Annotated in this window: 27 protein-coding genes; 7 read left to right on the plus strand and 20 right to left on the minus strand. The window is 68.0% G+C overall.

Annotation, left to right across the window (positions count from 1 at the left end; genetic code table 11):
* Positions 1 to 51: 51 nt before the first annotated feature.
* Positions 52 to 1,560 (plus strand): PucR family transcriptional regulator, encoded by a 1,509-nt coding sequence (locus tag SOM10_RS12590; protein WP_072591661.1) that lies wholly within the window; start codon positions 52 to 54, stop codon positions 1,558 to 1,560.
* 82 nt (positions 1,561 to 1,642) lie between these two features.
* Here the strand turns inward: SOM10_RS12590 and SOM10_RS12595 are convergent, their stop codons facing one another.
* From SOM10_RS12595 to SOM10_RS12605, 3 genes are all read right to left on the minus strand, one after another.
* Positions 1,643 to 2,269 (minus strand): TetR/AcrR family transcriptional regulator, encoded by a 627-nt coding sequence (locus SOM10_RS12595; protein ID WP_320490287.1) that lies wholly within the window; start codon positions 2,267 to 2,269, stop codon positions 1,643 to 1,645.
* A 36-nt stretch (positions 2,270 to 2,305) separates the two neighbouring features.
* The gene (locus SOM10_RS12600) at positions 2,306 to 3,859 is read right to left on the minus strand and encodes a glucoamylase family protein (protein ID WP_056279770.1); all 1,554 of its coding nucleotides are present in this window, start codon (positions 3,857 to 3,859) and stop codon (positions 2,306 to 2,308) included.
* Positions 3,860 to 3,991: 132 nt separating this feature from the next.
* Positions 3,992 to 5,443 (minus strand): helix-turn-helix domain-containing protein, encoded by a 1,452-nt coding sequence (locus SOM10_RS12605; protein ID WP_320490289.1) that lies wholly within the window; start codon positions 5,441 to 5,443, stop codon positions 3,992 to 3,994.
* A 136-nt stretch (positions 5,444 to 5,579) separates the two neighbouring features.
* Here SOM10_RS12605 and aceA point away from each other — a divergent pair, with 136 nt between their 5' ends.
* From aceA to SOM10_RS12620, 3 genes are all read left to right on the plus strand, one after another.
* Positions 5,580 to 6,905 (plus strand): isocitrate lyase, encoded by a 1,326-nt coding sequence (aceA, locus tag SOM10_RS12610; RefSeq protein ID WP_053097459.1) that lies wholly within the window; start codon positions 5,580 to 5,582, stop codon positions 6,903 to 6,905.
* Positions 6,906 to 6,929: 24 nt separating this feature from the next.
* Positions 6,930 to 8,597, plus strand: a complete 1,668-nt coding sequence (aceB, locus tag SOM10_RS12615) for a malate synthase A (RefSeq protein WP_320490291.1) — start codon at positions 6,930 to 6,932, stop codon at positions 8,595 to 8,597.
* A gap of 111 nt (positions 8,598 to 8,708) precedes the next feature.
* On the plus strand, positions 8,709 to 9,143 hold the full coding sequence (locus SOM10_RS12620) for a hypothetical protein (RefSeq protein WP_320490292.1): 435 nt from the start codon (positions 8,709 to 8,711) through the stop codon (positions 9,141 to 9,143).
* A gap of 453 nt (positions 9,144 to 9,596) precedes the next feature.
* Here the strand turns inward: SOM10_RS12620 and SOM10_RS12625 are convergent, their stop codons facing one another.
* Positions 9,597 to 10,667, minus strand: coding sequence for a helix-turn-helix domain-containing protein (locus SOM10_RS12625; protein WP_320490293.1), 1,071 nt, complete (start codon positions 10,665 to 10,667; stop codon positions 9,597 to 9,599).
* Positions 10,668 to 10,812: 145 nt separating this feature from the next.
* Positions 10,813 to 11,322 (minus strand): Lrp/AsnC family transcriptional regulator, encoded by a 510-nt coding sequence (locus SOM10_RS12630; RefSeq protein WP_053097462.1) that lies wholly within the window; start codon positions 11,320 to 11,322, stop codon positions 10,813 to 10,815.
* Between the two features lie 115 nt (positions 11,323 to 11,437).
* On the opposite strand from SOM10_RS12630, the gene ald reads away from it, so the two are divergent.
* Positions 11,438 to 12,532 (plus strand): alanine dehydrogenase, encoded by a 1,095-nt coding sequence (ald, locus tag SOM10_RS12635; RefSeq protein WP_053097463.1) that lies wholly within the window; start codon positions 11,438 to 11,440, stop codon positions 12,530 to 12,532.
* 86 nt (positions 12,533 to 12,618) lie between these two features.
* Positions 12,619 to 13,818 carry a pyridoxal phosphate-dependent aminotransferase gene (locus tag SOM10_RS12640; protein ID WP_053099212.1) on the plus strand — a complete coding sequence of 400 codons (1,200 nt, stop codon included), beginning with the start codon at positions 12,619 to 12,621 and terminating at the stop codon, positions 13,816 to 13,818.
* Between the two features lie 18 nt (positions 13,819 to 13,836).
* Here the strand turns inward: SOM10_RS12640 and SOM10_RS12645 are convergent, their stop codons facing one another.
* The 5 genes from SOM10_RS12645 to SOM10_RS12665 form a co-directional block, all read right to left on the minus strand.
* The gene (locus SOM10_RS12645) at positions 13,837 to 14,238 is read right to left on the minus strand and encodes a VOC family protein (protein ID WP_053097464.1); all 402 of its coding nucleotides are present in this window, start codon (positions 14,236 to 14,238) and stop codon (positions 13,837 to 13,839) included.
* Between the two features lie 68 nt (positions 14,239 to 14,306).
* On the minus strand, positions 14,307 to 15,449 hold the full coding sequence (locus tag SOM10_RS12650; RefSeq protein WP_222839411.1) for a UDP-N-acetylmuramate dehydrogenase: 1,143 nt from the start codon (positions 15,447 to 15,449) through the stop codon (positions 14,307 to 14,309).
* A complete protein-coding gene (locus SOM10_RS12655; RefSeq protein ID WP_320490295.1) occupies positions 15,449 to 15,847 on the minus strand; it encodes a MaoC/PaaZ C-terminal domain-containing protein in 399 nt (132 codons plus the stop codon). The genes SOM10_RS12650 and SOM10_RS12655 overlap by 1 nt, the downstream gene beginning before the upstream one ends.
* On the minus strand, positions 15,847 to 16,302 hold the full coding sequence (locus SOM10_RS12660; RefSeq protein ID WP_056279753.1) for an FAS1-like dehydratase domain-containing protein: 456 nt from the start codon (positions 16,300 to 16,302) through the stop codon (positions 15,847 to 15,849). Before SOM10_RS12660 ends, SOM10_RS12655 begins: the two co-directional genes overlap by 1 nt.
* Before the next feature lie 60 nt (positions 16,303 to 16,362).
* Positions 16,363 to 17,163, minus strand: a complete 801-nt coding sequence (locus SOM10_RS12665) for a sulfite exporter TauE/SafE family protein (protein ID WP_295100788.1) — start codon at positions 17,161 to 17,163, stop codon at positions 16,363 to 16,365.
* A gap of 133 nt (positions 17,164 to 17,296) precedes the next feature.
* Here SOM10_RS12665 and SOM10_RS12670 point away from each other — a divergent pair, with 133 nt between their 5' ends.
* Positions 17,297 to 18,868, plus strand: coding sequence for an AMP-binding protein (locus tag SOM10_RS12670; protein WP_320490299.1), 1,572 nt, complete (start codon positions 17,297 to 17,299; stop codon positions 18,866 to 18,868).
* A gap of 74 nt (positions 18,869 to 18,942) precedes the next feature.
* Here SOM10_RS12670 and rplQ read toward each other — a convergent pair whose 3' ends face one another.
* The 10 genes from rplQ to secY form a co-directional block, all read right to left on the minus strand.
* Positions 18,943 to 19,500, minus strand: coding sequence for a 50S ribosomal protein L17 (rplQ, locus tag SOM10_RS12675; RefSeq protein WP_053097470.1), 558 nt, complete (start codon positions 19,498 to 19,500; stop codon positions 18,943 to 18,945).
* A 33-nt stretch (positions 19,501 to 19,533) separates the two neighbouring features.
* Complete coding sequence (locus tag SOM10_RS12680; protein WP_042538798.1) at positions 19,534 to 20,523, minus strand: DNA-directed RNA polymerase subunit alpha; 990 nt, start codon at positions 20,521 to 20,523, stop codon at positions 19,534 to 19,536.
* 135 nt (positions 20,524 to 20,658) lie between these two features.
* On the minus strand, positions 20,659 to 21,057 hold the full coding sequence (rpsK, locus tag SOM10_RS12685; RefSeq protein WP_045253826.1) for a 30S ribosomal protein S11: 399 nt from the start codon (positions 21,055 to 21,057) through the stop codon (positions 20,659 to 20,661).
* 31 nt (positions 21,058 to 21,088) lie between these two features.
* Entirely contained in the window at positions 21,089 to 21,463 is a 375-nt protein-coding gene (rpsM, locus tag SOM10_RS12690) for a 30S ribosomal protein S13 (protein WP_047524098.1), read from the minus strand.
* Positions 21,464 to 21,618: 155 nt separating this feature from the next.
* The gene (rpmJ, locus tag SOM10_RS12695) at positions 21,619 to 21,735 is read right to left on the minus strand and encodes a 50S ribosomal protein L36 (RefSeq protein ID WP_033106073.1); all 117 of its coding nucleotides are present in this window, start codon (positions 21,733 to 21,735) and stop codon (positions 21,619 to 21,621) included.
* Positions 21,736 to 21,799: 64 nt separating this feature from the next.
* The gene (infA, locus tag SOM10_RS12700; RefSeq protein ID WP_017201569.1) at positions 21,800 to 22,021 is read right to left on the minus strand and encodes a translation initiation factor IF-1; all 222 of its coding nucleotides are present in this window, start codon (positions 22,019 to 22,021) and stop codon (positions 21,800 to 21,802) included.
* A 181-nt stretch (positions 22,022 to 22,202) separates the two neighbouring features.
* On the minus strand, positions 22,203 to 22,862 hold the full coding sequence (locus SOM10_RS12705) for a DsbA family protein (RefSeq protein ID WP_053097471.1): 660 nt from the start codon (positions 22,860 to 22,862) through the stop codon (positions 22,203 to 22,205).
* Between the two features lie 156 nt (positions 22,863 to 23,018).
* Positions 23,019 to 23,867 carry a type I methionyl aminopeptidase gene (gene map / locus SOM10_RS12710; protein WP_320490303.1) on the minus strand — a complete coding sequence of 283 codons (849 nt, stop codon included), beginning with the start codon at positions 23,865 to 23,867 and terminating at the stop codon, positions 23,019 to 23,021.
* Between the two features lie 10 nt (positions 23,868 to 23,877).
* Complete coding sequence (locus SOM10_RS12715) at positions 23,878 to 24,474, minus strand: adenylate kinase (protein WP_053097473.1); 597 nt, start codon at positions 24,472 to 24,474, stop codon at positions 23,878 to 23,880.
* A complete protein-coding gene (secY, locus tag SOM10_RS12720; RefSeq protein ID WP_053097474.1) occupies positions 24,471 to 25,793 on the minus strand; it encodes a preprotein translocase subunit SecY in 1,323 nt (440 codons plus the stop codon). Before secY ends, SOM10_RS12715 begins: the two co-directional genes overlap by 4 nt.
* Positions 25,794 to 25,889: the final 96 nt, after the last annotated feature.

A 25,889-nucleotide genomic window follows, 5' to 3' on the forward strand; every position in this document is an offset into this window, starting at 1 on the left:
ATCGCCCGACCGTATAAGCGGCTGATCCGGATGCCGAGAGGACCGCAGCGCATGGACGACGCCGAACAGCCCACGCTGCGCGCTCTCTTCCGGCGCCGCGATCTCGGGCTCGTGCTGATCTCGGACGCGGACGGCCTTCCGGACGGCGCCCTCGATCGCCCCCTGCGGTGGGTGCACAGCTCCGACCTCGCCGACCCGACGCCGTTCCTCGCCGAGGACCTCGCACTGCTGACGACGGGCACCCAGTTCGACGTCGGCACCGATTTCGACGTCTACGTCGGGCGGCTGGCGGATCGCGGGGTGCTCGGCCTCGGATTCGGCACGGACGTGCACCGTGCCGCGATCCCCGACGAGCTGATCCTCGAGTGCGCACGCCGCGGGATCCCCCTCTTCGAAGTCCCCTATCGCACGCCCTTCATCGCCGTCGCCCGCGCGCACTCCGAAGCGATCGCGGCGCAGGCCTACGCCCGCAGGTCGTGGGCGCTCGACACCCAGCGCGCACTCGCACTGGCCGCGCTGCGCCCCCGCGGACTCGACGCGACCGTCGCAGAGCTCGGCCGCCGTCTGGATGTCTGGGCCGGAATGTACGACGCGTCCGGCGCCCTGCAGCTGTCGCACCCCCGATCGGCCGTCACTGCAGGACGACTGACCGAGCTCGGCGAACGGGTCACCGAGATCCTCACCCGTGGGCTCGAGGCCGGGCAGTCGCTCACGATCGACGATCAGACGTTCACGCTCTTCACGGTGGGGCGCGGCGGACACCTGCGCGGGGTGATCGCGTTGGCTGTCGATGCGCTCGACGCCGAGGCGCGCACGGTCGTGACGTCGGTGATCGCGATGGCCGGACTCGCGCTCGAGCAGAGCGACCAGCTCGCCCGCAGCAAGCGTCGGCTGAACTCGCAGCTGCTGAGCTCGCTGCTCGACGACGATCCGTCCCTCGCGCGGAAGGTCCTCGGCTCGATGCCCTCTGCACCCGTGGTGGTCGCGATCGCCGCGGATGCTCCGACCGGACCGTTCGCCGACTGGTGGGATCGGCGCAGGGCCGAGCACGGCACCGCCAGCTTCCTCGCCGAATCATCCGAGGGCGTGGTGCTCTGCCTGTCCATGGCCGATGACGCACTGCTCGACGAGGTCGCCACCCGGTTCGGCATCCGCATCGGCGCGTCGGGCTCAGAGTCGTACGACGCGTTCTCCCGAGCCCACGCACAGGCGCTCGCGGCGCTCCGTCAGCAGTCCGGCGCCGGGGTGTTCCACTTCGCCGATGCCGCCGGATCCAGCATCCTCAGCGCACTGGCCACGGATGAGGCCCGACTGGTCGCCGAATCGCGGCTCGCGCCGATCCGCGACCACGACGCGCGATCCGGCGGCGACCTCGAACGGTCGCTGCGCACCTGGCTCGAGCACGATGCGAAGGCGGATCCTGCGGCGGCGGCACTCGGTGTGCACCGCCACACGCTGCGGTCGCGGATCGCCCAGGCCGGAGCGCTCCTGGGAAGCGACCTGTCGTCGTTCCCCGCCCGCGCCGAGCTGTGGACGCTGCTGCAGACCGCACGGGACTGAGCCGGGGTCCCCGACCGAACGGCCGGCGGCCCCCGCCCGGCGGGGTGGCGGATGCCGGGCCTCCGCCATCCGCGCCCCCCCTTCAGTCGGGCCGTCGTTCAGCGGGGTGGAGGTAGCGCCCGACGAACTCCTCGAAGAGCGGGACCATGTCGACGGAATCGTCGAGGAGCCACTGGAGCTGGATGCCGTCCATGACCGCGCTGATCAGCCGGGCCGCCCGAGCGGGGTCGATGTCCTCGCGCACCTCCCCGTCGGCCTGACCTCGCCGCAGGATCTCTTCTGCGGCCACGGCGCGCTCGCGGTATCGGGCGGCGAAGTCGGTGTGCGACGGGTGGTCGGGGTCTGTGGCCTCCGCCGAGACGATCGCGTAGAGCGCGGTGAGACCCCGCGAGGTCTGGTTGTGCGCGACGACGCGCGTGGCCTGTTCGATCAGGGTGTGCTCGGCAGGGTCGCCCGCCGCCTCCCGCACCTTCTCGTCACGCTGGTGGAGCACCTCGGCGAAGAGCTCCTCCTTGCCCGCGAAATGGTGCAGCAGGCCGGTCGGCGTCACGCCGACGCGCTTCGCGATCTCCCGCAGGGATCCACCGTGGAATCCCGTGCGGGAGAACACCGCGAGCGCTTCGTCGACGATCGCCTGCCTGCGCGCCTGGCCGGTGGCGTAGGGACCGCGAGGCCGTCGCGCCGCCATCGGCTGCTCATCCGTGCTCATGCGCCCGTCCTGTCTCTCGGCGCGAACGCGCGGACCTCAGCCGTGGTGGCCGTTCCCCGTTCCCCACGACGAGCCGAACACCTGCTGCCGCATGGCGGGCCGCAGGCGCTGCTCCATGTCGCGATCCACGAAGTAGTCCTTGAGTGTATCTTTCGTGAGCTCGTTGCCGATCGCGGCCATGATCATCGACTGGTCGAGCGACAGGTAGCGCTCGGCGATCGTGCCGCTCTTCACCGCCACCGCGTCGAAGAACCCGCCGGGGCCGTAGGCGCCGAGGTCCGTCTCGATGCCGCGCAGGTTGTCGAGCGCGCCCGTGCGATCGTACGGAAGTGCCAGGAACGCGGCGTGCGGCGTCACGACCCCGTCACCGAACTCCGGAGCGGGATCGGTCCCCGTGGTGCATCCGGGCCTGTCGATGTCGACGTCGGTCTTCTCCGCGTCCGAGGTGTACCCGTCCGCCCGCATCCCGGCTACGTCGACCCCGTACTCCGCGTACCCGCCGAACGGGTCGCTCGCGGGCGAGAAGCCCCAATAGCCGTATCCGGCCTCGTCCAGCCCGTGCTGCTTCTGCACGGCGACGGTGATCGGGTGGTTGAGCTTCCACGAACGCGGACCCCACGTGGTCTCCGGCACGAGCAGGTCGGGCATCAGCGACTCGAACATGCTGCCGCCCCAGCTCGGCACGAACGACATCCCGTCATATGCGTAGGCGCCCTCCCACACCTCGACGCCGTCATAGGTGCGGTACTCGCCCTGAGGGAGCTGCTCCTGCCACGCCCAGTCGCACCCGGGAGGCATCGTGCGATGCGTGCCGTACAGGGCCGTGGCCGGGATCTGACCGTTCGCGATGCCGAGGTAGGTCGCGATGCGGCTCTCGCTCACGGTCGTGTCGTAGTGGTGGCACGTGTAGAACGCGGTGTCCCCCGAGCCGTTGTACATCGGCGCCTCGACGCTGCAGTCCGGCGGAGCCGCATCCCAGAAGCCCCCGCGGTTCGTGCCTGCAGGGAGTCCTGCCGCGCCTTCGGGGTCGAAGAACGCCGCGAAGTCCATGGAGTCGTACAGCGCGTCCGCCTGCTGCGCGAGGTCGGGCTCCGCTTCGCGGACGATGCGCAGTGCGGCGGCGAGCCACCCGTTGTCGACCGTGCTGAGGAACGGGTGCACCGGGTCTCCCGAGTCGGGCCATGTCGTGAGCTTCTCGCCGGTCGTCGGCGAGTACCAGTTGTAGAACATGCCGCTGGCGTCGTTGCGCTCGAGGGTTCCGAGCGTCTCCAGCGTCGTCGACATGCGATCGCGCGCCTCCTCGTCGCTGATGACTCCGAGGTCGCGAGCCGTGACCGTCGACCACAGGTATCCGCCGATGTTCGTCGGCGAGGTGTAGGCGCTCGGCGTCTCGAGGTCGCCGCTCACGTTGTCGGCGGGAAGGCCGGTCTCCTCATCGGTCATCGCGTCGAGGGAGTGCCAGGTGTCCACCGCCCAGCGGTTCAGGTCACCGGTGCCGGGGCGTCCACCGCCGGCCGTCGCGGGCCCGGCGACCGTCAGGCCCGCAGTCACGAGTCCGATCGTCGCCAGCGTGCTCATCCATCGCTTCATCGTGTCTCCTCATCGAGAACGGCGCCGCCGAGCGCGGCGCTCCGACCTGCGAAAACCTAACACGTGTTCGTTGTTCGCTCAACCCCTCCTCGTGACAGGAAGGCGACCGGGATCCACGCCGCCTGCGGGCGCTCAGCGCGGCGCGTGCGCCTCGAGGAACTCGTACACATCCGTCGTGTCGACGCCCGGGAAGGCCCCGGTCGGCAGTGTGGCGAGCAGAGTGCGCGGGGTCCTGACGTTCGGCCAGGAGTTCTCACGCCACCGCCCTTCGAGGTCGGCGGGCGCGCGGCGGCAGCACACCTCGACCGAGTGCTTCGAGACTCCGCGATGCGGGGTGTCGCGCCCGACGAACCACTTCGTGTCGTCGAATCGCACGCCGACGCTGACCGAGTGCAGTCCCTCACTCGACGCCTCGACGCGGGCCGTGCACCAGTAGGTGCCGTTGCCCGTGTCCGTGTACTGGTAGTACGGGTTGAAGCGGTCGTCCTCGTCGAACACCACTCGGCTGGTCCATCGGCGGCAGCACATCTGCCCCTCGATCGATCCGAGGCGATCGGTCGGGAAGTTCACGTCGTCGTTCTCGTACGCCTTCGTGATCGTGCCCGACTCGTGCACCTTGAGGAAGTGCACGGGGATGTCGAGGTGGCGCGTCGCGAGGTTCGTGAATCGGTGCGCAGCGGTCTCGTACGACACCGAGTACGCGTCGCGCAGATCCTCGATCGAGATCGCCCTGCGCGTCTTCGCATCCTTCAGCGCCGGCACGACGTGGGCCTCCGGCACCAGCAGCGCCCCGGTGAGGTAGTTCGTCTCGACGCGCTGGCGCAGGAACTCGGCATAGCTGCGCGGCTCGGAGTGACCGAGGATGCGGCTGGACAGCGCTTGCAGCACCGCGGTCCGTGCGTCGCCCTTGGCCGGGACGCTGCTCGAGAGGTACAGACGTCCGTTCGCGAGGTCGGCGACGCTGCGGGTGGTCTGCGGCAGGTCCGGGGCGTAGTGCAGGGTGAATCCGAGGTAGGCGGCGATCTCGGAGGCCGTCCGCTGGGTGAGGGGTCCGCCGGGGTGCCCGACCGCCGCGAGGATCTCCGCCGCCTTCGCCTCGAGATCGGCGAAGTGGTTGTCCTGCCGCCGCATGAGGTGGCGGAGCTCGACGTTCGCGCGCCTGGCCTCCTCGGGAGTGGCCGCGCGCTCATCCTTGAGCCGGTCGATCTCGCCGTGCAGTGCGAGCAGGGCCTTGAGCGCGTCCGTCGGCATGCTCTTCGCGATCCGGAAGGGCTCGATGCCGAGGGCCTGGAACGTCTGCCCCTTCATGGCCCGTTCGAGGGCGATCTCGATCGCACTGCGTTCATCGAGCGGCTCGCCTTCGAGCAGCGCGTCGATCGTGACGCCGAGAGCGCGCGCGATCGACTGCAGCTGCGTGAGCTTGGGCTCGCGCTTGCCCGTCTCGATCATCGACATCTGGCTGGGCGCTCGATCGACCGCCGCCGCGAGGTCGTCGAGGGTCATCCCTTGCGCCGTGCGCAGCTGACGGATGCGGCGTCCGATCGTGAGGGCGTCGGCGTCTTCTTCGACCGCTGGAGTGCTCATGCGGCCGATTCTGTCACAGAAACAGAATTTCGGCTGATCTTCACTCCCCGATCGGCCATCGAAGGGTGCGAACTTCACACACAGTGGAAACACGCCACCCGGCTTCACGGTCCGGGCATCCAACGGAGGAGACACCATGACGAACACCGCCCAGAACCACACCCCTCGCCCTGCAGGGCTGCGCGCCGGGGACCAGGTTCAGACGGCCGCCGAGCTCCGGGAGATCTGGGAGACGGATCCCCGCTGGGACGGCGTCGAGCGCACGTACACGGCAGAGGACGTCATCCGCGTCCGCGGCTCGGTCCGCGAGGACGCGACGCTCGCGCACCGCGGAGCCGAGAACCTGTGGAACCTGCTGCACACCGAGGACTACGTCCGGGCACTGGGCGCCTACACAGGCGGGCAGGCGGTGCAGCAGGTGCGGGCGGGCCTCAAGGCCATCTACCTCTCGGGCTGGCAGGTCGCGGCCGACGGCAACCTCGCCGGTCAGACCTACCCCGACCAGTCGCTGTACCCCGCCAACTCGGTGCCGGCGGTCGTGCGTCGCATCAACAACGCGCTGATCCGTCAGGACCAGCTCGAGCACGCCGAGGGCGACGTCACGCAGGACTGGCTCGCGCCGATCGTCGCCGACGCCGAGGCGGGCTTCGGAGGACCGCTCAACGCCTACGAGCTCGCGCAGTCGCTGATCCAGGCCGGTGCCGCAGCCATCCACTGGGAGGACCAGCTCGCGAGCGAGAAGAAGTGCGGCCACCTCGGCGGAAAGGTGCTCGTGCCGACGCAGCAGCACATCCGCACCCTGAACGCCGCGCGTCTCGCCGCCGACGTGGCCGGAGTCCCGACGGTGATCATCGCCAGGACGGATGCTCTCGCGGCCGACCTGCTCACCAGCGATGTCGACGAGCGCGACCAGCAGTTCACCACCGGCGAGCGCACGACCGAGGGCTTCTACCGCATCCGCCCCGGCATCGAGTCGGTCATCAGCCGAGGCCTCGCCTTCGCGCCGTACGCCGATCTGCTGTGGGTCGAGACGGGAGAACCCGACATCGAGCTGGCACGTGAGTTCGCCGCCGCGATCCATGCCGAGTTCCCGGGCAAGCTGCTCGCCTACAACTGCTCACCGAGCTTCAACTGGAAGCGCCACCTGTCGGACGCCGAGATCGCGACGTTCCAGCAGGAGCTGGCTGACCTGGGCTACAAGTTCCAGTTCATCACGCTCGCCGGCTTCCACGCCCTGAACCACTCGATGTTCGACCTCGCCCGTGGCTACGCCGATCGCGCCATGAGCGCGTACGTCGAGCTGCAGGAGGCCGAGTTCGCCGCGGAGGCGAACGGCTACACCGCCACCAAGCACCAGCGCGAGGCGGGCACCGGCTACTTCGACGTCATCTCTACCGCGCTCAACCCCGACAGCGCGACCCTCGCCCTCGCCGGCTCCACCGAAGCCGCGCAGTTCCACTGAGCCACTTGTGAAGGACACACGATCATGACCACTCCCATCGCTCCCCCGACCACCAGCCCGACCACGGCTCCGATCCAGACCACGCAGCAGGGTCCGGCGATCGCGGTCACCGGTCCGCTCCGCGACCGCTACGACGAGATCCTCACCCCCGAGGCGATCGCGTTCCTCACCGAGCTGCACCACCGGTTCGCCTCGCGCCGCCACGATCGGCTCGCCGACCGGATGCGCCGTCGGTTCGAGATCGGCAACGGCCACGACCCGCGCTTCCGCGACGACACCGCGCACATCCGCGCGGATGCCGACTGGCGGGTCGCAGGCGCGGGGCCGGGTCTCGAGGACCGCCGCGTCGAGATCACGGGTCCGACCGACCCGAAGATGACGATCAACGCACTGAACTCGGGTGCTCGCGTGTGGCTCGCCGACCAGGAGGATGCCACGAGTCCGACCTGGAAGAACGTCGTCGAGGGGCAGCTGTCGCTGCGCGACGCGATCCGCGGCGAGCTGTCCTTCCGCTCCCCCGAAGGCAAGGAGTACCACGTCACCGCCGAGCGCACACCGACGATCGTGATGCGTCCGCGTGGCTGGCACCTGCCGGAGAAGCACCTGCAGTTCACCGACCGCGCGGGGCGCCGCACGGGGGCATCCGGCTCGCTCGTCGACTTCGGCCTGTACTTCTTCCACAACGCGCAGGAGCTCATCGCGAACGGTCGTGGCCCCTACTTCTACATCGCGAAGATCGAGTCGAGCGAAGAGGCGAAGCTGTGGGATGACGTGTTCTCCTTCAGCGAGGAGTACATCGGCATCCCGCACGGCACCGTCCGCGCGACCGTGCTGATCGAGACCCTGCCCGCGGCCTTCGAGATGGACGAGATCCTCTACGAGCTGCGCGACCACTGCGCGGGTCTCAATGCCGGACGCTGGGACTACATCTTCTCGATCATCAAGAACTACCGCGGCCGCGGCGCGCGTTTCGTGCTCCCCGACCGCAGTGAGGTCACGATGACGGTGCCGTTCATGCGGGCGTACACCGAGCTGCTCGTGCAGACCTGCCACAAGCGGGGCGCCTACGCGATCGGCGGCATGAGCGCCTTCATCCCGAACCGCCGCGACCCCGAGGTGACCGAGCGGGCGATCGAGAAGGTCTCCGCCGACAAGAAGCGCGAGGCCGGCGACGGCTTCGACGGCACGTGGGTCGCGCACCCCGATCTGATCCCCACAGCGCTGGCGGAGTTCGACGCCGTGCTCGGCGACCACCCGAACCAGGTCGGCCGCCAGCGCCCCGAGGTCATGGTGACCGCGTCGCAGCTGCTCGACCTGCACATCGGGCGGCCGATCACCGCGCAGGGCGTGCGCGACAACGTGTCGGTGGCCATCCGCTACCTCGAGGCATGGCTGCGAGGGCTCGGCGCCGTGGCGATCGACAACCTGATGGAGGATGCCGCGACGGCGGAGATCAGCCGTTCGCAGGTGTGGCAGTGGATCCACCAGGACCGCTCCACCGAGGACGGCACCGCGATCACCGCCGACTACGTCGAAAGCCTGATCGCGGAGGTCCTCGGCGAGGTCGACCGGCACGACGGCGACAGGTTCGACGATGCCGCGTCGGTGTTCCGCGACGTCGCCCTGCAGGAGGAGTTCCCGGCGTTCCTCACACTCGGCGCCTACAGCAGGTTCCTCGTCGAGGAGGCCTGAGACTCTGACGAGGAGCCCCTCGGATGCCGCCATCGGCAGCCGAGGGGCTCCTCGTGCGTGATGCGGAGGACCGCCGGAGCCCGCCGCCGCCAGCGGGCGTAGCCTGAGAACATGAGCGACGTGTGGTCCGACATCTCGTCCGAGTTCCTTCACCTCTACCCGCGAGGGCGCCGACTGATCGCGGTCGCCGGAGCGGATGCCGAGCGCTCGCGTCGAGCGGCGGACGACCTCGCGACGGCGCTGACCGCCGCCGGGCAGCACGTCGAGCGTGCGCACAGCGCGGATGCCGATGAAGCGGCGTTGCGCGGCGACGTGATCGCTCCGTTCCGCACCGGCTCCGATCCGGCGACGGTCCTGATCGTCTCGGGCCCGGCAGCGCTGCTCAGCCCGACGGCGAGGGGCCTCTGGAACTTCATCGTGTGGCAGCTCGCCGGTGATGAGGCCCCGCACTCGATCGCCGGCGCGATCGTCGACGTGACGGACCCGGCGGCTCCGACGCGGCGCTTCGCCGACTACTGCGCGCTGCCTTCCTCGTTCGGCGCGTGACGCCGAGGGGGATTCGCGGGTGCCCCGGTCTCCCCTGACCGAAGCACCCGCACGTCCACCCGCGCCCTCGCGCAGGTGGTCCGTCATGCCCGACGCTTTCGCGCCTGTCCCCCGAACTTCCGGACGGGCGATCCCGCCGCGTCCGGAAGCCGTGACGGCCGATGCGCCAGGAGCGGAGCTCCGTCGCGATCTGCCGTCATGGCCCGCCTGGGGACACGGGCAGGTTCAGGTTAGGAGCGGCTCCGACGATCCGGAAGCGCCGCAGGACGTTGCGTCACCCGGTGCGCTCGGCCCGGCACGCAGAACCCGCGTTGGCACCAGATTCGCGAACATGTGTCACTTTCTGTCGGGGTCGGCGAAGCAGCCGGACAGCACACGGCAGGCCCGCGCGGGCGCGCGCGTCGGTCCGCGACGGACAGCCCCGACCGGGTCGGCCCTATGGGCCGGCCTCGGTCAGGCGGTGGGGGCGGACTGCTCGTCGCTGAGCAGCATCGCCTCGGCGAGACGCGGCGGCTGCGTGCGGGCCGCGAGGCGGAAGGCACTGGGACTGTGCCCCACGTGCCGGGAGAACTGGGCCCGAAGCGCGGACGCGTCGGCGAAACCGGAGCGGGCTGCGACCGCCGCAAGGTCCTGCGGGGGCGTCGACAGCAGCTCTTCGCGCGCCGTCACGAGACGCCGACGCAGCAAGCGGTTCGCGGGGCTCTCGTCGGCACCTTCATACAGGCGGAACAGCTGGCGACGGCTGACGTGCAGGTCGGCGGCGAGCTCTGCGATGCCGAATGCCGGATCACGATGCCGCCGCTCGATGATGCGCCCCGCCTCCGCGCGGAACTCACTCGTCCGGCTGGTCTCGCCGTCGCCGGGGAACTGTCGGAAGAGCCCTCGCACGAGCGCGATCAGCGCCGCCTCGGTGCCGGCGAGCGCCCCCTGACCCTGATCCGGATCCTGCGCCCACTCGAACAGCATCCGCGCGAGTGAGGCTCCCGCTGCCCGGGTGAGTGGGCTGTCCGGGAACATGTCGGCCCCTCGAGCGAGGACGTGCCGATAGCCGGGGAGGGCCGCCACGGGAACGACGACTCCGGTCGAGTTCGTGACCCCGAACTGCTCGACGGCCGATGGGCCGAGGCTCGACATGAAGCCGACGCGGCCGACGCCCATGGCCTGCACCCCCGCCGCGGTGTTCAGGCGCTGCCCGCCCTGCTGCACCATCCCGACGATGATGATGTCCTCGCCCTCGGCGATCGCTCGCTCGTAGCTCACGGTGTGCGCCGTCTCGAGGGTGCTGTAGAGCATGGTCGAGCCGATGGACCTGCGAAGCAGCGCCGCCTCGAACGCATCCGGGTCGTCGGCCTTCATCGCGCCGAAGTTCGACAGCTGCAGCATGCCGATCCGACCGTCGAGGCGAATGACCTGCTCGGAGAACCACGAGGGAAACGCGAGCGTCTCGGCGCCTCCGATCGATGACGACCACAGTCCGCCCGAGAGCCGGGCGAGCCAGCCGGCCAACTCCGCGTCGTCGATCATTCGCCCCATCGCAACCCCCAGCGGAAGCCCGCCGCGTGCGCATCGGCTGCTCCGTCCCCGCCCTCACCCTAGGTTCGCGCCAGGAGCCATGCAATATACGTTGCGTGCGCCCGCGACAGCGGCGCTCCGCCCGCCGTCACGCGCGTCAGCGGAACGACGCGGCCACCGAGTTGCGGTGATAGTCGAACACGATGCTGGTCCTGGTCGAGGCGACGCTGCTCTGGGCCGAGAGATGCTCGAGCACGAACTCGCGCATCTCCGATGAGTCGGCCACCGCGATGTGCAGCAGGAAGTCGTCGTCCCCGCCGAGGAAGAAGACCTGGATCACCTGCGGCAGGGCGCGCACGCGGTCGGCGAACTCGACGATGCTCTCGCGCCGAGCGCTCGGTCGAAGGCTCACTCCGATGATGGCCTGCAGGCCGGCGCCCAGCTTCCGCTCGTCGACGCTGGCATGGAAGCCGCTGATGACTCCGCGTTCGACGAGTGCGCGCAGACGCGCGTGCGCGGTCGACGGCGCGACTCCGAGGTGACCCGCGAGCTCGGCGTTCGTCATCCGACCGTCCGCGCTCAGCAGCTGTACGATCCTCGCATCGATCGCGTCGAGCGCCGGCGCCCGAAGGGTATTCGGCTGAGGGGTTTCGGGTGACGTCTCCATACGAACGATTATGCAGGAACCAGCCGGAGCGCGAATCTTCTTCAGGCATTCTGTCGAATGATCGAAGTTTCTGCGATTCTGAAATGCACTCACGCAACCGTCACTTGGAGGATCGATGAAGATCGGCGTGCCGACCGAGGTCAAGAACAACGAGAACCGCACCGCGCTCACCCCCGCAGGCGCAGACCGTCTGGTGCACGAGGGCCACCGCGTGCTCGTGCAGTCCGGGGCGGGCGTCGGTTCGGGCATCTCCGACGAGGCCTATCGGATCGCGGGTGCCGAGATCGTCGACACCGCCGAGGAGACGTGGGGCGAGGCGGAGCTGCTCATCAAGGTCAAGGAGCCGATCGCCCAGGAGTACGGGTTCCTGCGCTCGGATCTCACCCTCTTCACCTACCTGCATCTGGCCGCCGACCGAGCGCTGACGACGGCGCTCGTCGACGCGGGCACCACCGCCGTCGCCTACGAGACGGTGCAGCTGCCCGACCGCAGCCTCCCTCTGCTCGTGCCGATGAGCGAGATCGCGGGACGCCTGTCCGTGACGATGGGGTCATACTCCCTCATGCGATCCGCAGGAGGACGGGGCGTGCTCATGGGAGGCATCGCGGGCGCCCCGCGCGCCAAGACCGTCGTGATCGGCGGCGGTGTCGCCGGTGAGCACGCGGCCGCGAACGCGCTCGGGCTCGGATCACAGGTGACCGTCATCGACATCTCGCTGCCGCGACTCCGCGAGCTCGAGCACCGCTACGGCGGTGCTCTGCAGACTCGCGCGTCGAGCCGGTACGACATCGCCGAAGAGCTCGCGACGGCCGACCTGGTCATCGGATCCGTGCTCATCCCCGGGGCTGCGGCGCCGAAGCTCGTGACCGACGACATGGTCGCGACCATGAAGCCCGGATCCGTGCTGGTCGACATCGCCATCGACCAGGGCGGATGCTTCGAAGGCTCGCGCCCCACGACGCATGACGACCCGACGTTCGCAGTGCACGACTCCATCTACTACTGCGTTGCGAACATGCCGGGCGCGGTGCCCGAGACGGCCACGCGCGCACTGACCAACGCCACGCTCCCCTATGTCTCGGCGATCGCCGGCAAGGGGTGGGAGCGTGCAGCAGCCGACGACGCCGCACTGGCCCAGGGCCTCAACGTCCAGGGCGGCCGCATCACCCTGGATGCCGTCGCGCGCGCGCACGGCATGCACACCGCCTGAGCGGAGAGCATCAGCACGAAAGAACCGTGATTCTTGACGACCATTCACCCGTCATCGGCGGGGTCGACCCGGGTACGCTCGTAGTCGTGACCGAACGCGCTCCTCTCTCCCGCAAGCTCTCCGCCATCGCCGAATCCGCGACCCTCAAGGTCGACGCCAAGGCCAAGGCGCTCAAGGCCGAAGGCAAGCCGATCATCTCGTACGCCGCCGGCGAGCCCGATTTCGCGACCCCGCAGTTCATCGTCGACGCGGCCGCCGAGGCGCTCGCCGATCCCGCCAGCTACCGGTACACCCCGGCTCCGGGCCTGCCCGCGCTGCGCGAGGCGATCGCCGCGAAGACGCTGCGTGACTCCGGTCTCGAGGTCTCGCCGAGCCAGGTCATCGTGACCAACGGCGGCAAGCAGTCGGTCTACCAGGCGTTCCAGGCCGTGGTGAACCCGGGCGACGAAGTGCTTCTACCTGCGCCGTACTGGACGACCTACCCCGAGGCGATCCGTCTTGCGGACGGCACGCCGGTCGAGGTCTTCGCGGGCGCCGATCAGGACTACAAGGTCACCGTCGACCAGCTCGAGGCCGCTCGCACCGAGCGTACGACCGCGCTCGTGTTCGTGTCGCCCTCCAACCCCACCGGATCGGTGTACACGGCCGAGGAGACGGCGGCGATCGGCGAGTGGGCACTCGAGCACGGCATCTGGGTCATCTCCGACGAGATCTACCAGAACCTCACCTATGAGGGCGTCAAGGCGACCTCCATCGTCGAGGCCGTGCCCGCGGTGGCGGGGCAGACGATCCTCGTCAACGGCGTCGCGAAGACCTACGCCATGACCGGCTGGCGCGTGGGCTGGATGGTCGGACCGGCGGATGCCATCAAGGTCGCCGCGAACCTGCAGTCCCACCTGTCGAGCAACGTCAACAACGTCGCGCAGAAGGCGGCGATCGCTGCCCTCAACGGGCCCCAGACCGAAGCCGAGCAGTTCCGCGAGGCGTTCGACCGCCGCCGCCGCCTCATCGTGTCCGAACTGTCGAAGATCGACGGGCTCGTGGTGCCGAACCCGCTGGGCGCCTTCTACGTCTACCCCGACGTGCAGGGTCTGCTCGGACGCACGTGGGGCGGCAAGACGCCGACGACCTCGCTCGAGCTCGCCGACCTCATCCTCGAGCAGGCCGAGGTGGCCGTCGTCCCGGGCGAGGCATTCGGTCCCTCCGGGTACATCCGCATGTCGTACGCGCTCGGCGACGACCAGCTCCTCGAGGGTGTGCAGCGACTGCAGCGTCTGTTCGCCTGAGGCCGGTCTGCGACGAGATCAGTCCTCGTCGTGGAAGCCGATCAGCCAGCGGATGCCGTAGCGGTCGGTGACGGTGCCGTCGTAGTCACCCCACGCGCGCTTCTGCAGGGCGTCGGTCACTCGGCCGTGCTCTGACAGCCGGTCGAACCAGCTCGTCAGCGTCGACGCGTCGGCGGTGCCGAGCAGAGAGAGGAACATCCCGCTCATCTGCACGGCATCGTCGTCCGCGCCGGCATCCGCTCCCGCCAGTTCGACCGGTCCTGAGAGCTGCCCGTGGGCGACCGCATCGGCCGGACCGTCTGCACGACCCGCACTGGCATAGTCGACGAGCTGAAGCTCTCCTCCGAAGACGTCACGGTAGTGCTCCAGCGCTTCGGCCGCGTTTCCAGGAAACAGCAGGTACGGGATCAGTCCGCTCATGCCGCGAGTGTACGGCCAACGGGCGACGTTGTCAGGCGGGCTCGGGCTCGGGCTCGCTGCGTCGCGACTCAGAGCTCGACGCCGAGCAGCACGGGCTCCGGCTGCAGCACGAGACCGAACTCCGAATGGACGCGGCTCTGGATGAATCGTGCGAGCTCCGAGACCTCGGCCGCTGTCGCCCCGCCCCGGTTGGTGAGGGCGAGCGCGTGCTTCGTCGAGACCGAGGCGCGCGAGCGCGGCAGCTTGAACCCCTTGCGGATTCCGGCCTGCTCGATCAGCCACGCTGCGCTCACCTTGACGTCGGGGGCCTCCGGCTTGGCGGGAGGGACATACCCGTCGTACGAGGCGAGCGGGATCACCGTGACGGTATCCAGATCCGGGGTCACCGGCCACCGCGGGCACTCGGGCGGCAGAGCACGGGCCACGACCTCCGGCACGATCGCATTCTGGAAGAACGAGCCGACGCCATGGGTGTCCGGATCGTTCTCGTCGAGCAGCATCCCCTTCGAGGCGCGGGTGGCGAGGATCCGCTCTCGCACCCAGGTCAGCGGTACCGGGGCGTCGGAGTCCAGACCCAGCGCCCTCCTGAGCTGCTCGCCGCGCACCACGCGCTCGTCAGCGACGAGAAGGTCGACCGTGACCGACAGGATGACGGCCCGACGCTGCGGCACGCTGCCGTAGTGATGCTTGAGCACGGAAGTGCGGAAACCGAGCCCCAGTTCGGATGCCGGCACCACCGATACCTCGCCGGTGGCCTCGTCGATCAGCTCGACCTCGACCAGGGTCTCCTGGATCTCCTGCCCGTACGCCCCGATGTTCTGCACGGGTGAGGCGCCGACGGTGCCCGGGATGCCGCTCATCGCCTCGAGACCGGCGTAACCGTGCTCGACCGCATAGGCGACGAGATCGTCCCAGCCATGCCCGGCCTGCACACGCAGCCTGATGCGTCCCGCGTGCGGCGAGGGCAGCTCCTCGATGCCGCGGGTGAGGACGCGGATGACCGTCCCCTCGAACGACTCGTCGCCGATGAACAGGTTGGATCCTCCGCCCAGCACGAACCACTCGTCGCCGCGTGACCACACATCGGTGAGCGCGTCGATCAGCTCCGCCGTGGTCGATGCCTCGAGCATGCGCTCCGGGGCGCCTCCCGTGCGCAGGGTCGTGAGAGTCGCGAGCCTCAGCGGCTCGACCTCGTGCACAGCGCCACCCATCAGGAGGCGACGCGCAGCTGCGCCTTGACGAGGACCGTCGTCTCAGCGAACGTGACCTTGAGATCGATCCGAGTCGATTCGTCGTCGACGGCACCGACGGTCGCGATGACGTGGAGGTCCGCTCCCTCGGTCGGGTGCACCACGACCGGCTTGGTGAAGCGCACGCCGTAGTCGAGGATCCGCGTTCCCGGTTCGAGAGCCGCGACGACCACCGACGACGCGATGCCCATCGTGAGCATGCCGTGCGCGAGCACTCCCGGCAGACCCACCTCGGCGGCGACGTCGTCCCGGTAGTGGATCGGATTGAAGTCACCCGATGCTCCTGCGTACCGCACGAGCGATTCGCGGGTGAGATGGACGGTGCGCTCCGCGACGACGTCTCCGACAGCGAACGGCATCACTCGGCTCCTTCTTCCGCGCCGACCAGCAGCACGCTGGTGGCGGTGACGACGTGCTCGCCATCGGCATCCGTGATCTCGGCCGCGCTGGTGATCATGGCGTTTCCGCCCATCATGCGGATGCCGGTCACGCGCAGTCGACCTGTGAGCTCGTCACCCGCGACGATGGGGCGCGAGTACGCGAACTTCTGCTCGGCGTGGATCGTGCGCGCCAGGACGATGCCGGAGTCCGGTTCAGCGAGGAGCTGCTGGAGGGTGTGGTCCTGGATGACCATCGCGAACGTCGGGGGCGCGACGACGTCGGCGAAACCGGCTGCGCGAGCCGCCTCGACGTCGGTGTGCTGCGGTGCATCGGCGAAGACGGCACGCGCGAACTCACGCACCTTCTCACGGCCGACGAGGTAGGGGGACGTCGGCGGGAACTCCCGGCCGACCAGATCTTGGTTGACTGCCACCCCTCGATCCTACTTTCTCGGTCATGGGGCACGGTGCCCGTAAGCCGGAACTAAGGGCGTTCAGTCCTTCTTCTTGCGCCCCTTGATCGCCTTCATCGCCATCTGCACCGCGATCACCACGAGGTATGCCGCGAACAGCATGTTGCCCACCGTGGGGTCGATCAGGGTGGCCAGCCAGGCTCCGAGCGCGGTGGTCGTGCAGGCGGAGACCCCGACGATCGCCGCGGCCACGAGATCGACGTTGTGATTGCGCAGGTTGCCGATGGTGCCCGAGATCGCGGTCGGGATCATCATGAGCAGCGACGTGCCCTTGGCCACGAGGTCGCTCGTACCGAATGCGAGCATCAGCACGGGCACCACGATCACGCCCCCGCCGACACCGATCAGACCGGCGAGGACTCCGGTGCCGACTCCGACCGCGAGCAGCGCGAGCCCGTTGAGCAGCTCCAGCTCGAACTCGGCATCGCGCGAAGGGACCACCAGGAACAGGCTCACGATCACGATCACCAGGAAGCCGACGAAGAACCAGCGCAGCACCGTCTGCGAGATCTTCGGCAGCAGCCGCGTGCCGATCTGCGCACCCACCACGGCGCCTGCCGCCAGGATGAGAGCGGGGATCCACGCCACCGATCCGTTGATCGCGTAGGAGATCACGCCCACGGTCGCCGTCGGGACGATCGCTGCGAGCGACGTGCCGGCGCCGAGACGCTGATTGAAATGCAGGAAGAGCACGAGCAGCGGAACGATCACTGTGCCGCCGCCGACGCCGAAGAGGCCGGAGAGGAGGCCTGCGATCAGGCCGATTCCGATGAATGCCGTATAGGCGCGAGGCCCTCTGCTCGGGGTCTCTGCATCGCTCACCGGATCAGCCTACTCTCCGCCGCACCGGCACCTCGGTCATGTGTCCTCCATACCCCTGGGACCGGGTCTCCTCCTGTGCGACACTGGATCGCATCAGACGGCGTCGTCGATGACCCGGATCGAAGGAGATCTCATGGTGCGCAGTTCCTATCCCGATGTCGAGATCCCCGCGGTCTCGATCCACCAGTTCCTCTTCGGAGACGTCGAGGAAGACCGTCTCGACGCGGTCGCCCTCGTCGACGGAGTCAGCGGCGCCACCACGACCTACCGTCAGCTGATCGCCCAGATCGACCTCTTCGCGGGCGCGCTCGCAGCGCGAGGGGTGGACGTCGGGACGAAGGTCGGGGTCCTCTGTCCCAACATCCCCGCCTTCGCGACGGTCTTCCACGGCATCCTGCGGGCAGGAGCGACGGCGACCACGATCAACTCCCTGTACACGGCCGAGGAGATCGCGAACCAGCTGACCGATGCCGAGGCGACGTGGTTGATCACCGTCTCGCCGCTGCTGCCGGGCGCGAAGGCCGCCGCGGACGCCGTCGGACTCGCCGACGACCACGTGATCGTCCTCGACGGCGCCGAGGGGCATCCGTCGCTGCCTGCCCTGCTCGGCGAGGGTCGCCCCGCTCCCGAAGTGAGCTTCGACCCGGCGACGCATCTCGCCGTACTCCCCTACTCCTCGGGCACGACCGGCCGGCCCAAGGGCGTCATGCTGACCCACCGCAACCTGATCGCGAACGTCAGCCAGTGCCGCTCGACGATCTCTCTCGGTGACGACGACCGAGTACTCGCCGTCCTGCCGTTCTTCCACATCTACGGGATGACGGTGCTGCTGAACTTCGCGCTGCGCCAGCGCGCGGCTCTTGTCACGATGCCGAAGTTCGATCTGACGGAGTTCCTCCGGGTCGTGCAGGAGCACCGGACGAGCTGGGTCTTCATCGCGCCGCCGATCGCCGTCGCGCTCGCGAAGCATCCGCTCATCGATCAGTACGACACCTCCGCGATCAAGGTCATCTTCTCGGGGGCTGCTCCGCTCGACGGCGCTCTCGCATCCGCGGTGGCCGATCGGCTGGGGTGCACGGTCTGTCAGGGTTACGGAATGACGGAGACGAGCCCTGTCACGCACGCGATCCCGTACGACCGCCCTGACATCGACCGCTCGTCCGTGGGGATGCTGCTCGCGAACACGGAGTCGCGTCTCGTCGCGGAGGACGGCTCCGATGTCACTGCGCCGGCCGAGGGCGCAAGCGACCCCGGCGAGCTCCTGATCCGCGGTCCCCAGGTGATGGCCGGATACCTCAACCGGCCGGGTGCGACGGCCGAGATGCTCGACAGCGACGGCTGGCTTCACACCGGCGACGTGGCGACGGTGACGCACGACGGCATCTTCCGGATCGTCGACCGTCTCAAGGAGCTCATCAAGTACAAGGGCTACCAGGTCGCGCCGGCCGTGCTCGAGGCGGTCCTGCTCGAGCATCCGGCCATCGCCGATGCGGCCGTGATCGGCGTGCCCGACGCGGATGGACAGGAGGTGCCCAAGGCGTTCGTGGTCGCGCAGCAGGGAGCAGACCTCGACGCGGATGCGGTGATGGCGCACGTCGCCGCCCATGTCGCGCCTCATGAGAAGGTGAGGCAGGTCGAGTTCATCGACGCCATTCCCAAGTCGGCATCCGGCAAGATCCTGCGCAAGGATCTGCGCGCACGCTGAGTCCAGGCGCCGGATACACGAAGAAGCCCGCCGTCCCTCACGGGGCGGCGGGCTTCTTCGAGTGAGCGAAGTGCTTACTCGGACTTCTTCTCGACAGCGTCCTCGGCGGCAGCCTCGGCTGCTTCGCCCTCGGCCTGCGACTCGGCGCCGGCCTCGACGGTCTCGTCTGCCGGAGCCTCCTCGACGGGAGCCTCCTCAGCGGGAGCCTCCTCGACGACCTCGGCCGGCTTCTCAGCCTTGGCAGCCTTCTTGGTGGACTTCGCCTTGGGGGTGACGGGCTCGAGAACGAGCTCGATCACTGCCATGGGGGCGTTGTCACCCTTGCGGTTGCCGACCTTCGTGATGCGGGTGTAGCCACCCTCACGGTCTGCGACCAGCGGGGCGATCTCGGCGAAGAGCGTGTGAACGACGCTCTTGTCGCCGATGACCGAGAGAACGCGACGACGAGCGTGCAGGTCTCCGCGCTTGGCGAAGGTGATCAGGCGCTCGGCGAGCGGACGCAGGCGCTTGGCCTTGGTCTCGGTCGTCTTGATCGACTTGTGGGTGTACAGAGCCGCCGCGAGGTTGGCAAGCAGCAGGCGCTCGTGTGCGGGGCCGCCTCCGAGGCGGGGACCCTTAGTGGGCTTGGGCATAATCGTCTAACTCCTGGTCAGAAAGGTCGGGTATCAGAAGGACTCGTCTTCGCTGCCGCCGTAGAAGTGGGCGCCGTCGAAACCGGGCACCGAATCCTTGAGCGACAGACCGAGCGAGATGAGCTTGTCGCGCACCTCGTCGACCGACTTCTGGCCGAAATTGCGGATGTTCATGAGCTGCGTCTCCGACAGGGCGACGAGCTCGGAAACAGTGTTGATGCCCTCACGCTTCAGGCAGTTGTACGAGCGGACGGAGAGGTCGAGGTCCTCGATCGGCATCGACAGCTCGCTGGAGTTCACTGCCTCCACCGGTGCCGGGCCGATCTCGATGCCCTCAGCCTCGACGTTCAGCTCGCGGGCGAGACCGAACAGCTCGGTGAGCGTCTTCGCAGCCGAAGCGACGGCGTCGCGGGGGCTGATGGCGGACTTGGTCTCGACGTCGAGGACGAGCTTGTCGAAGTCGGTGCGCTCACCCGCACGGGTGGCGTCGACGCGGTAGCTGACCTTGAGCACCGGCGAGTAGATCGAGTCGATCGGGATCTGACCGGCCTCGGCATACTCGTTGCGGTTCTGCGTCGCCGAGACGTAGCCGCGGCCACGCTCGATCGTGAGCTCGAGCTCGAACTTCGCCGTCTCGTTGAGCGTCGCGATGACGAGCTCGGGGTTCTGGACCTCGACACCGGCCGGAGCCGAGATGTCAGCGGCGGTCACTTCGCCCGAACCGGTCTTGCGCAGGTAAGCGGTGATGGGCTCGTCGCGCTCCGACGAGACCACGAGCTGCTTGATGTTGAGGATGATCTCGGTGACATCCTCCTTCACGCCGGGGATGGTGCTGAACTCGTGCAGCACGCCGTCGATGCGAACGCTGGTGACCGCGGCGCCGGGGATCGACGACAGCAGGCTGCGACGAAGCGCGTTGCCGATCGTGTATCCGAAGCCGGGCTCCAGAGGCTCGATGATGAACCGGCTACGGTTCTCGACGATCTTTTCCTCGGTCAGTGTGGGACGCTGTGCAATAAGCACTCTGTGTTCCTTTCGATCACATGCCCGCTATATGACATGTGGTGGGGTGAGGTCTTGAGTTTTGGGAGTCGATGCCCGCGCTGGCGGGCGTCGAGCCGCTCGGACCCGAAGGACCGAGCGGCTCAACAAGCCGGATCAGACGCGGCGGCGCTTCGGCGGGCGGCAGCCGTTGTGCGCCTGCGGCGTGACGTCCTGGATCGAGCCGACCTCGAGGCCGGCGGCCGTCAGCGAGCGGATCGCGGTCTCGCGACCCGAGCCCGGTCCCTTGACGAAGACGTCGACCTTCTTGACGCCGTGCTCCTGCGCCTGGCGGGCGGCCGACTCGGCAGCCATTCCAGCGGCGTAGGGCGTCGACTTGCGCGAGCCCTTGAAGCCCACGCCACCCGACGATGCCCAGCTGATGACAGCGCCGGACGGGTCGGTGATCGAGACGATCGTGTTGTTGAACGTCGACTTGATGTGGGCGTGGCCCAGCGCGATGTTCTTCTTTTCCTTGCGGCGCGGCTTGCGCGCGGCGGCCTTGGGTGCAGCCATGAAAGTGTTCTCCTAGTCCCTGGGGCCGCGCTTAGCGGGCCTTCTTCTTGCCTGCGACGGTGCGCTTCGGGCCCTTGCGGGTACGGGCGTTGGTCTTGGTGCGCTGACCACGGACCGGGAGGCCACGACGGTGGCGGATGCCCTCGTAGGAGCCGATCTCGACCTTGCGGCGGATGTCTGCGGCGACCTCGCGGCGCAGGTCACCCTCCACCTTGTAGTTGCCTTCGATGTAGTCGCGGAGGGCGATCAGCTGGTCATCGCTGAGGTCCTTCACGCGGATGCTCTCGTCGATCTCCGTAGCCTTGAGGATCTCGACCGAGCGGGTACGGCCGACGCCGTAGATGTAGGTAAGGGCGATCACCACGCGCTTATCGCGCGGGATGTCAACGCCGGCAAGACGTGCCATGCGGTTCTCCTGAGTGTTGTGGAGGTGTGGAGCAGGATCGGTGCTCGGGCCTCCGCCCCGAGGTGTCCCCCACTCGCGTGGGATCTGATCCTGCCGTTGTGTGTATTGAGTTGTGAGTCAGATCCGAAGAGTCCGTCGGCATCGCCGACGGGCGCTCAGCCCTGGCGCTGCTTGTGGCGCGGGTTGCTCTTGCAGATGACCATGACGCGGCCGTGACGGCGGATCACCTTGCAGTGATCGCACATGGGCTTGACGCTGGGGTTGACCTTCATGATGTGTCCTATTCGCTGTCTTCACCGGGCAGGCTGAGTGCCTGGGGTGTTACTTCTCGACCGATCAGCGGTAGCGGTAGACGATTCGTCCGCGGGTCAGGTCGTAGGGGCTGAGCTCCACGACCACACGGTCTTCGGGGATGATGCGGATGTAGTTCTGCCGCATCTTGCCTGAGATCGTTGCAAGGACCTTGTGTCCGTTGGAGAGCTCAACGCGGAACATCGCGTTGGGCAGAGCCTCGGAGATCACGCCCTCGATCTCGATGACACCGTCTTTCTTAGCCATAGCCTCGCTGACGCTTCTGCAGACCGGTCGATCTGCGGTGGGTGATTGGATTGCGATACCTCTGCCGATTCAGACACGCCGAATCAAGGCGCAAGGCACCAAGGATCTATGTTATCCGACAACGGGAGTTCCGGCAACCTGAGCAGAATGCCGGAACTCCCGTTGATCGGACCAGACGGGATCAGCCGAGGATCTTGGCGAACTCCGCCTCGATCTCGCTGTTCTCGATGCGGTTCCCGTTGACCTCGACGGTCGGGGTTCCGGTGATCTCATGCGCCTTCGTCTGCGAGTCGGCGAACTTGTTGTAGGTGCCGTCGGCGATGCAGTCAGCCGCGGCGCCCGCCCCAGCCTGCTCGGCGAGCGCGCTCAGCTCCTCGACGCTGAGACCGGCCGAGTTCTCCTCCGGCTGGTTCGCGAAGAGCAGGTTGAAGTAGTCGAGAGTCGAGTCGGGAGCCTCGGCGGCGACGCAGTACATCGAGCCGGCCGACAACGAGGAGTACTCCCCCGTCGTCGAGTAGCGGTTGAGGATCGACACCGGGTGGATGTTCAGCGTGATCTTGTCGTCGGCGGCTGCCGCCTGCAGCTGCTCGCCGTAGACATCCTCGAACTGCCCGCAGACGGGGCACATGAAGTCGACGTAGGTGTCGATCTCGTCCTCGCCCGACCCGAACGAGATGGCGCCGGTCTCCTCGTTCACGATCGAGCTCTGCGGGGCCGTGCCCGGGGAGGTCGCCTGGTTGTTCAGGAACACGACGACGAAGGCCAGAACGGCCAGCACGACCACCACTGCCGCCGAGACGCCGATCACGAACCAGTTGGTGTTGCTCTTCGCGGCTGCCATTGCTTTCCGTTTCTGTCGCGGTCCGCCCATGGCGGACCCGGCTTGAAGTCCTCGGGCGCACGCGCACCCATACACCCATTGTGCCCGGAGAAACCTATGCGCACGTTGTGATCGAGCGCTGGATCGCCGATCGCGCCGTGACCGACAGCGCCGGCTTCAGGCGATCGGGGTCGGCGTCACGCCGAACGGGGCGAGACCGGCCGCTCCCCCGTCTGCCGCGGTCAGCACCCAGATCCCATCCGCGTGCAGTGCGACGCTGTGCTCCCAGTGCGAGCCGTCGGTGCCGTCGACCGTCGAGACGGTCCAGTCGTCGTCCTCGACGAAGGTCTCGTCGCTGCCGGCAGTGACCATGGGCTCGATCGCCAGCACGAGACCGGGCTTGACCTCGGCGCCCGGGTCGGGCGTGCGGTAGTTGAAGACGCTGGGCGCCTCGTGCATCTTGCGTCCGATGCCGTGGCCGACGTACTCGCGCAGGATGCCGTACGTCTCGCCGGAGACGGCTGACGGGCCCTGTGCCTCGATGTAACCCTGGATCGCGGCTCCGATGTCACCGAGGTGCGAAGCGGACGCCATGGCGGCGATCCCCGCCCACATCGAGCCCTCCGTGACCCGCGAGAGCTCCTCGCGCCGGGCGACCAGCTCGGGGCGCGTCTCATCAGGGACGACGACGGTGATGGCGCTGTCGCCGTTCCAGCCCTGGAACTGCGCGCCGCAGTCGATCGAGACGATGTCGCCTGCCTGAAGGACCCTCTCACCCGGGATGCCGTGGACGACCTCTTCGTTCATCGAGATGCAGGTGGTGTGCCGGTATCCGCGAACGAGCTGGAAGTTCGATTCCGCGCCACGGGCGAGGATCACACGGTTCGCTTCGGCGTCGAGCTCGAGAGTCGTGACACCGGGTCGTATCAGCGGCCGCACGGCGTCGAGCGCAGCCGCCGTGATGAGACCGGGCTCCACCATCGCACGCAGCTGAGCCGCGCTCTTGTAGATCGACTTGCGGAACATCGTTCGGTGATCAGGCCGCGAGGCGCAGACCGCGTGCGGTCAGCGCCGCGAACACGCGCTCGGTGATCTCGTCGAGCGAGCCCACGCCGTCGATGCGGTCGACGATCCCACGGGGGCCGTAGACCTCGAGGATCGGGGCCGTCTCGTGCTCGTAGATGTCGAGACGGTGTGCGATCGCCTCATCCGTGTCATCCGAGCGACCCTGCTCCGCTGCACGGAGCTTGAGACGCTCGATGCTCTCTTCGCGCGGGACGTCGAGCAGGATGACGGCGTCGAGGGACTCCCCGCGGGCACCGAGGAACGCGTCGAGGTGCTCGACCTGCGCGGCATTGCGGGGGTATCCGTCGAGCAGGAAGCCCTTGGCTGCATCGTCCTGCGAGAGGCGATCGCGAACGATCTCGCTGGTGAGCTCGTCGGGAACGAGATCGCCCTTGTCGAGGATCGCCGTGACCTGCTGGCCGAGCGGCGTGCCCTCCTTGATGTTCGCGCGGAAGATGTCGCCCGTCGAGACGACCGGGATGCCGTAGGACTCTGCGATGCGGACGCCCTGCGTGCCCTTCCCCGAGCCCTGCGGACCGACGATGAGGAGACGAGCTGATCGAGTCATCGGAGGAGCCCTTCGTAGTGTCGCTGCTGCAGCTGTGCGTCGATCTGCTTGACCGTCTCGAGACCGACACCCACGATGATGAGGATCGATGCGCCGCCGAACGGGAAGTTCTGGTTGGCGCCGACGGTGGCGAGAGCGATGAGCGGGATCAGCGCGATGAGGCCGAGGTAGATCGACCCGGGCAGCGTGATGCGCGTGAGCACATAATCGAGGTACTCGGCAGTCGGACGACCGGCACGGATGCCGGGGATGAATCCGCCGTACTTCTTCATGTTGTCTGCGACCTCGACCGGGTTGAAGGTGATCGCGACGTAGAAGTACGTGAAGCCGATGATCAGCAGGAAGTACACGGCCATGTAGATCGGGCTGTTGCCGGTCGTGAAGTTCGCGCTGATCCAGGTGACCCACGCTGCCGGCTCGGAGCCGTCCTGCGGGGTGTTGAACTGTGCGATGAGCGCCGGGATGTACAGCAGCGACGAGGCGAAGATCACGGGGATCACACCGGCCATGTTGACTTTGATCGGAATGTACGTGTTGGTGCCGCCGTAGGTGCGGCGACCGACCATGCGCTTGGCGTACTGCACCGGGATGCGCCGCTGGGACTGTTCGACGAAGACGACGAGGCCCATGACGATGATTCCCACCAGAAGCACCAGGAGGAAGACCTCGAAGCCCTTGCTCTCCCAGATGAGCCACATGGCTCCGGGGAACGTGGCGGCGATCGAGGTGAAGATGAGCAGCGACATGCCGTTGCCGATACCGCGCTCGGTGACGAGCTCTGCGAACCACATGATGAGGCCCGTGCCGGCGGTCATCGCCATGATGATGAGCAGCTGCGCCCACCACACGTCGTTGGTGAGGAGGTTCTGGCACGCGGCGATGTCGGTGGTGCCGAAGAGCTGGCCGCTGCGGGCCACCGTGACCAGCGTCGTCGACTGCAGCAGTGCGAGAGCGATGGTGAGGTAGCGCGTGTACTGGGTCAGACGGGCCTGGCCGGCCTGGCCCTCTTTGTGCAGAGCCTCGAAGTGAGGGATGACCACGCGAAGGAGCTGGGTGATGATCGTCGCGGTGATGTACGGCATCACGCCGAGGGCGAAGATCGAGAGCTGGAGGAGCGCGCCACCCGAGAACAGGTTGACGAGTCCGAGGAGTCCCTCCGTCCCGGAGTTCAGCGCGAGGCACTCCTCGACGTTCGGGAAGTTCACGAACGGAGCAGGCACATTCGAGCCAAGCCGGTAGATGGCGACGATGGCGAGGGTGAAACCGATCTTCCGACGCAGGTCGGGCGTGCGGAAGATCCGCGCGATGGCGCTAAACAAGGACGTCCTCCTGAAAGGTTGCCGATCCCTGAAGGACGGCTGAAAGAACAGGCTAACCCATAAGAGGGGCCGGAGAATCTCCGACCCCTCTCATGA

Source organism: Microbacterium sp. CFBP9023, assembly GCF_034045055.1.
Lineage (GTDB): Bacteria > Actinomycetota > Actinomycetes > Actinomycetales > Microbacteriaceae > Microbacterium.

Bases quoted from the DNA above. Each gene is read 5' to 3' on its own strand.
- SOM10_RS12590 (WP_072591661.1), top strand. From the start codon at position 52: ATGGACGACGCCGAACAGCCCACGCTGCGCGCTCTCTTCCGGCGCCGC.
- SOM10_RS12595 (WP_320490287.1), bottom strand. From the start codon at position 2,269: ATGAGCACGGATGAGCAGCCGATGGCGGCGCGACGGCCTCGCGGTCCC.
- SOM10_RS12600 (WP_056279770.1), bottom strand. From the start codon at position 3,859: ATGAAGCGATGGATGAGCACGCTGGCGACGATCGGACTCGTGACTGCG.
- SOM10_RS12605 (WP_320490289.1), bottom strand. From the start codon at position 5,443: ATGAGCACTCCAGCGGTCGAAGAAGACGCCGACGCCCTCACGATCGGA.
- aceA (WP_053097459.1), top strand. From the start codon at position 5,580: ATGACGAACACCGCCCAGAACCACACCCCTCGCCCTGCAGGGCTGCGC.
- aceB (WP_320490291.1), top strand. From the start codon at position 6,930: ATGACCACTCCCATCGCTCCCCCGACCACCAGCCCGACCACGGCTCCG.
- SOM10_RS12620 (WP_320490292.1), top strand. From the start codon at position 8,709: ATGAGCGACGTGTGGTCCGACATCTCGTCCGAGTTCCTTCACCTCTAC.
- SOM10_RS12625 (WP_320490293.1), bottom strand. From the start codon at position 10,667: ATGATCGACGACGCGGAGTTGGCCGGCTGGCTCGCCCGGCTCTCGGGC.
- SOM10_RS12630 (WP_053097462.1), bottom strand. From the start codon at position 11,322: ATGGAGACGTCACCCGAAACCCCTCAGCCGAATACCCTTCGGGCGCCG.
- ald (WP_053097463.1), top strand. From the start codon at position 11,438: ATGAAGATCGGCGTGCCGACCGAGGTCAAGAACAACGAGAACCGCACC.
- SOM10_RS12645 (WP_053097464.1), bottom strand. From the start codon at position 14,238: ATGAGCGGACTGATCCCGTACCTGCTGTTTCCTGGAAACGCGGCCGAA.
- SOM10_RS12650 (WP_222839411.1), bottom strand. From the start codon at position 15,449: ATGGGTGGCGCTGTGCACGAGGTCGAGCCGCTGAGGCTCGCGACTCTC.
- SOM10_RS12655 (WP_320490295.1), bottom strand. From the start codon at position 15,847: ATGCCGTTCGCTGTCGGAGACGTCGTCGCGGAGCGCACCGTCCATCTC.
- SOM10_RS12670 (WP_320490299.1), top strand. From the start codon at position 17,297: ATGGTGCGCAGTTCCTATCCCGATGTCGAGATCCCCGCGGTCTCGATC.
- rplQ (WP_053097470.1), bottom strand. From the start codon at position 19,500: ATGCCCAAGCCCACTAAGGGTCCCCGCCTCGGAGGCGGCCCCGCACAC.
- rpsK (WP_045253826.1), bottom strand. From the start codon at position 21,057: ATGGCTGCACCCAAGGCCGCCGCGCGCAAGCCGCGCCGCAAGGAAAAG.
- rpsM (WP_047524098.1), bottom strand. From the start codon at position 21,463: ATGGCACGTCTTGCCGGCGTTGACATCCCGCGCGATAAGCGCGTGGTG.
- rpmJ (WP_033106073.1), bottom strand. From the start codon at position 21,735: ATGAAGGTCAACCCCAGCGTCAAGCCCATGTGCGATCACTGCAAGGTG.
- infA (WP_017201569.1), bottom strand. From the start codon at position 22,021: ATGGCTAAGAAAGACGGTGTCATCGAGATCGAGGGCGTGATCTCCGAG.
- SOM10_RS12705 (WP_053097471.1), bottom strand. From the start codon at position 22,862: ATGGCAGCCGCGAAGAGCAACACCAACTGGTTCGTGATCGGCGTCTCG.
- map (WP_320490303.1), bottom strand. From the start codon at position 23,867: ATGTTCCGCAAGTCGATCTACAAGAGCGCGGCTCAGCTGCGTGCGATG.
- SOM10_RS12715 (WP_053097473.1), bottom strand. From the start codon at position 24,474: ATGACTCGATCAGCTCGTCTCCTCATCGTCGGTCCGCAGGGCTCGGGG.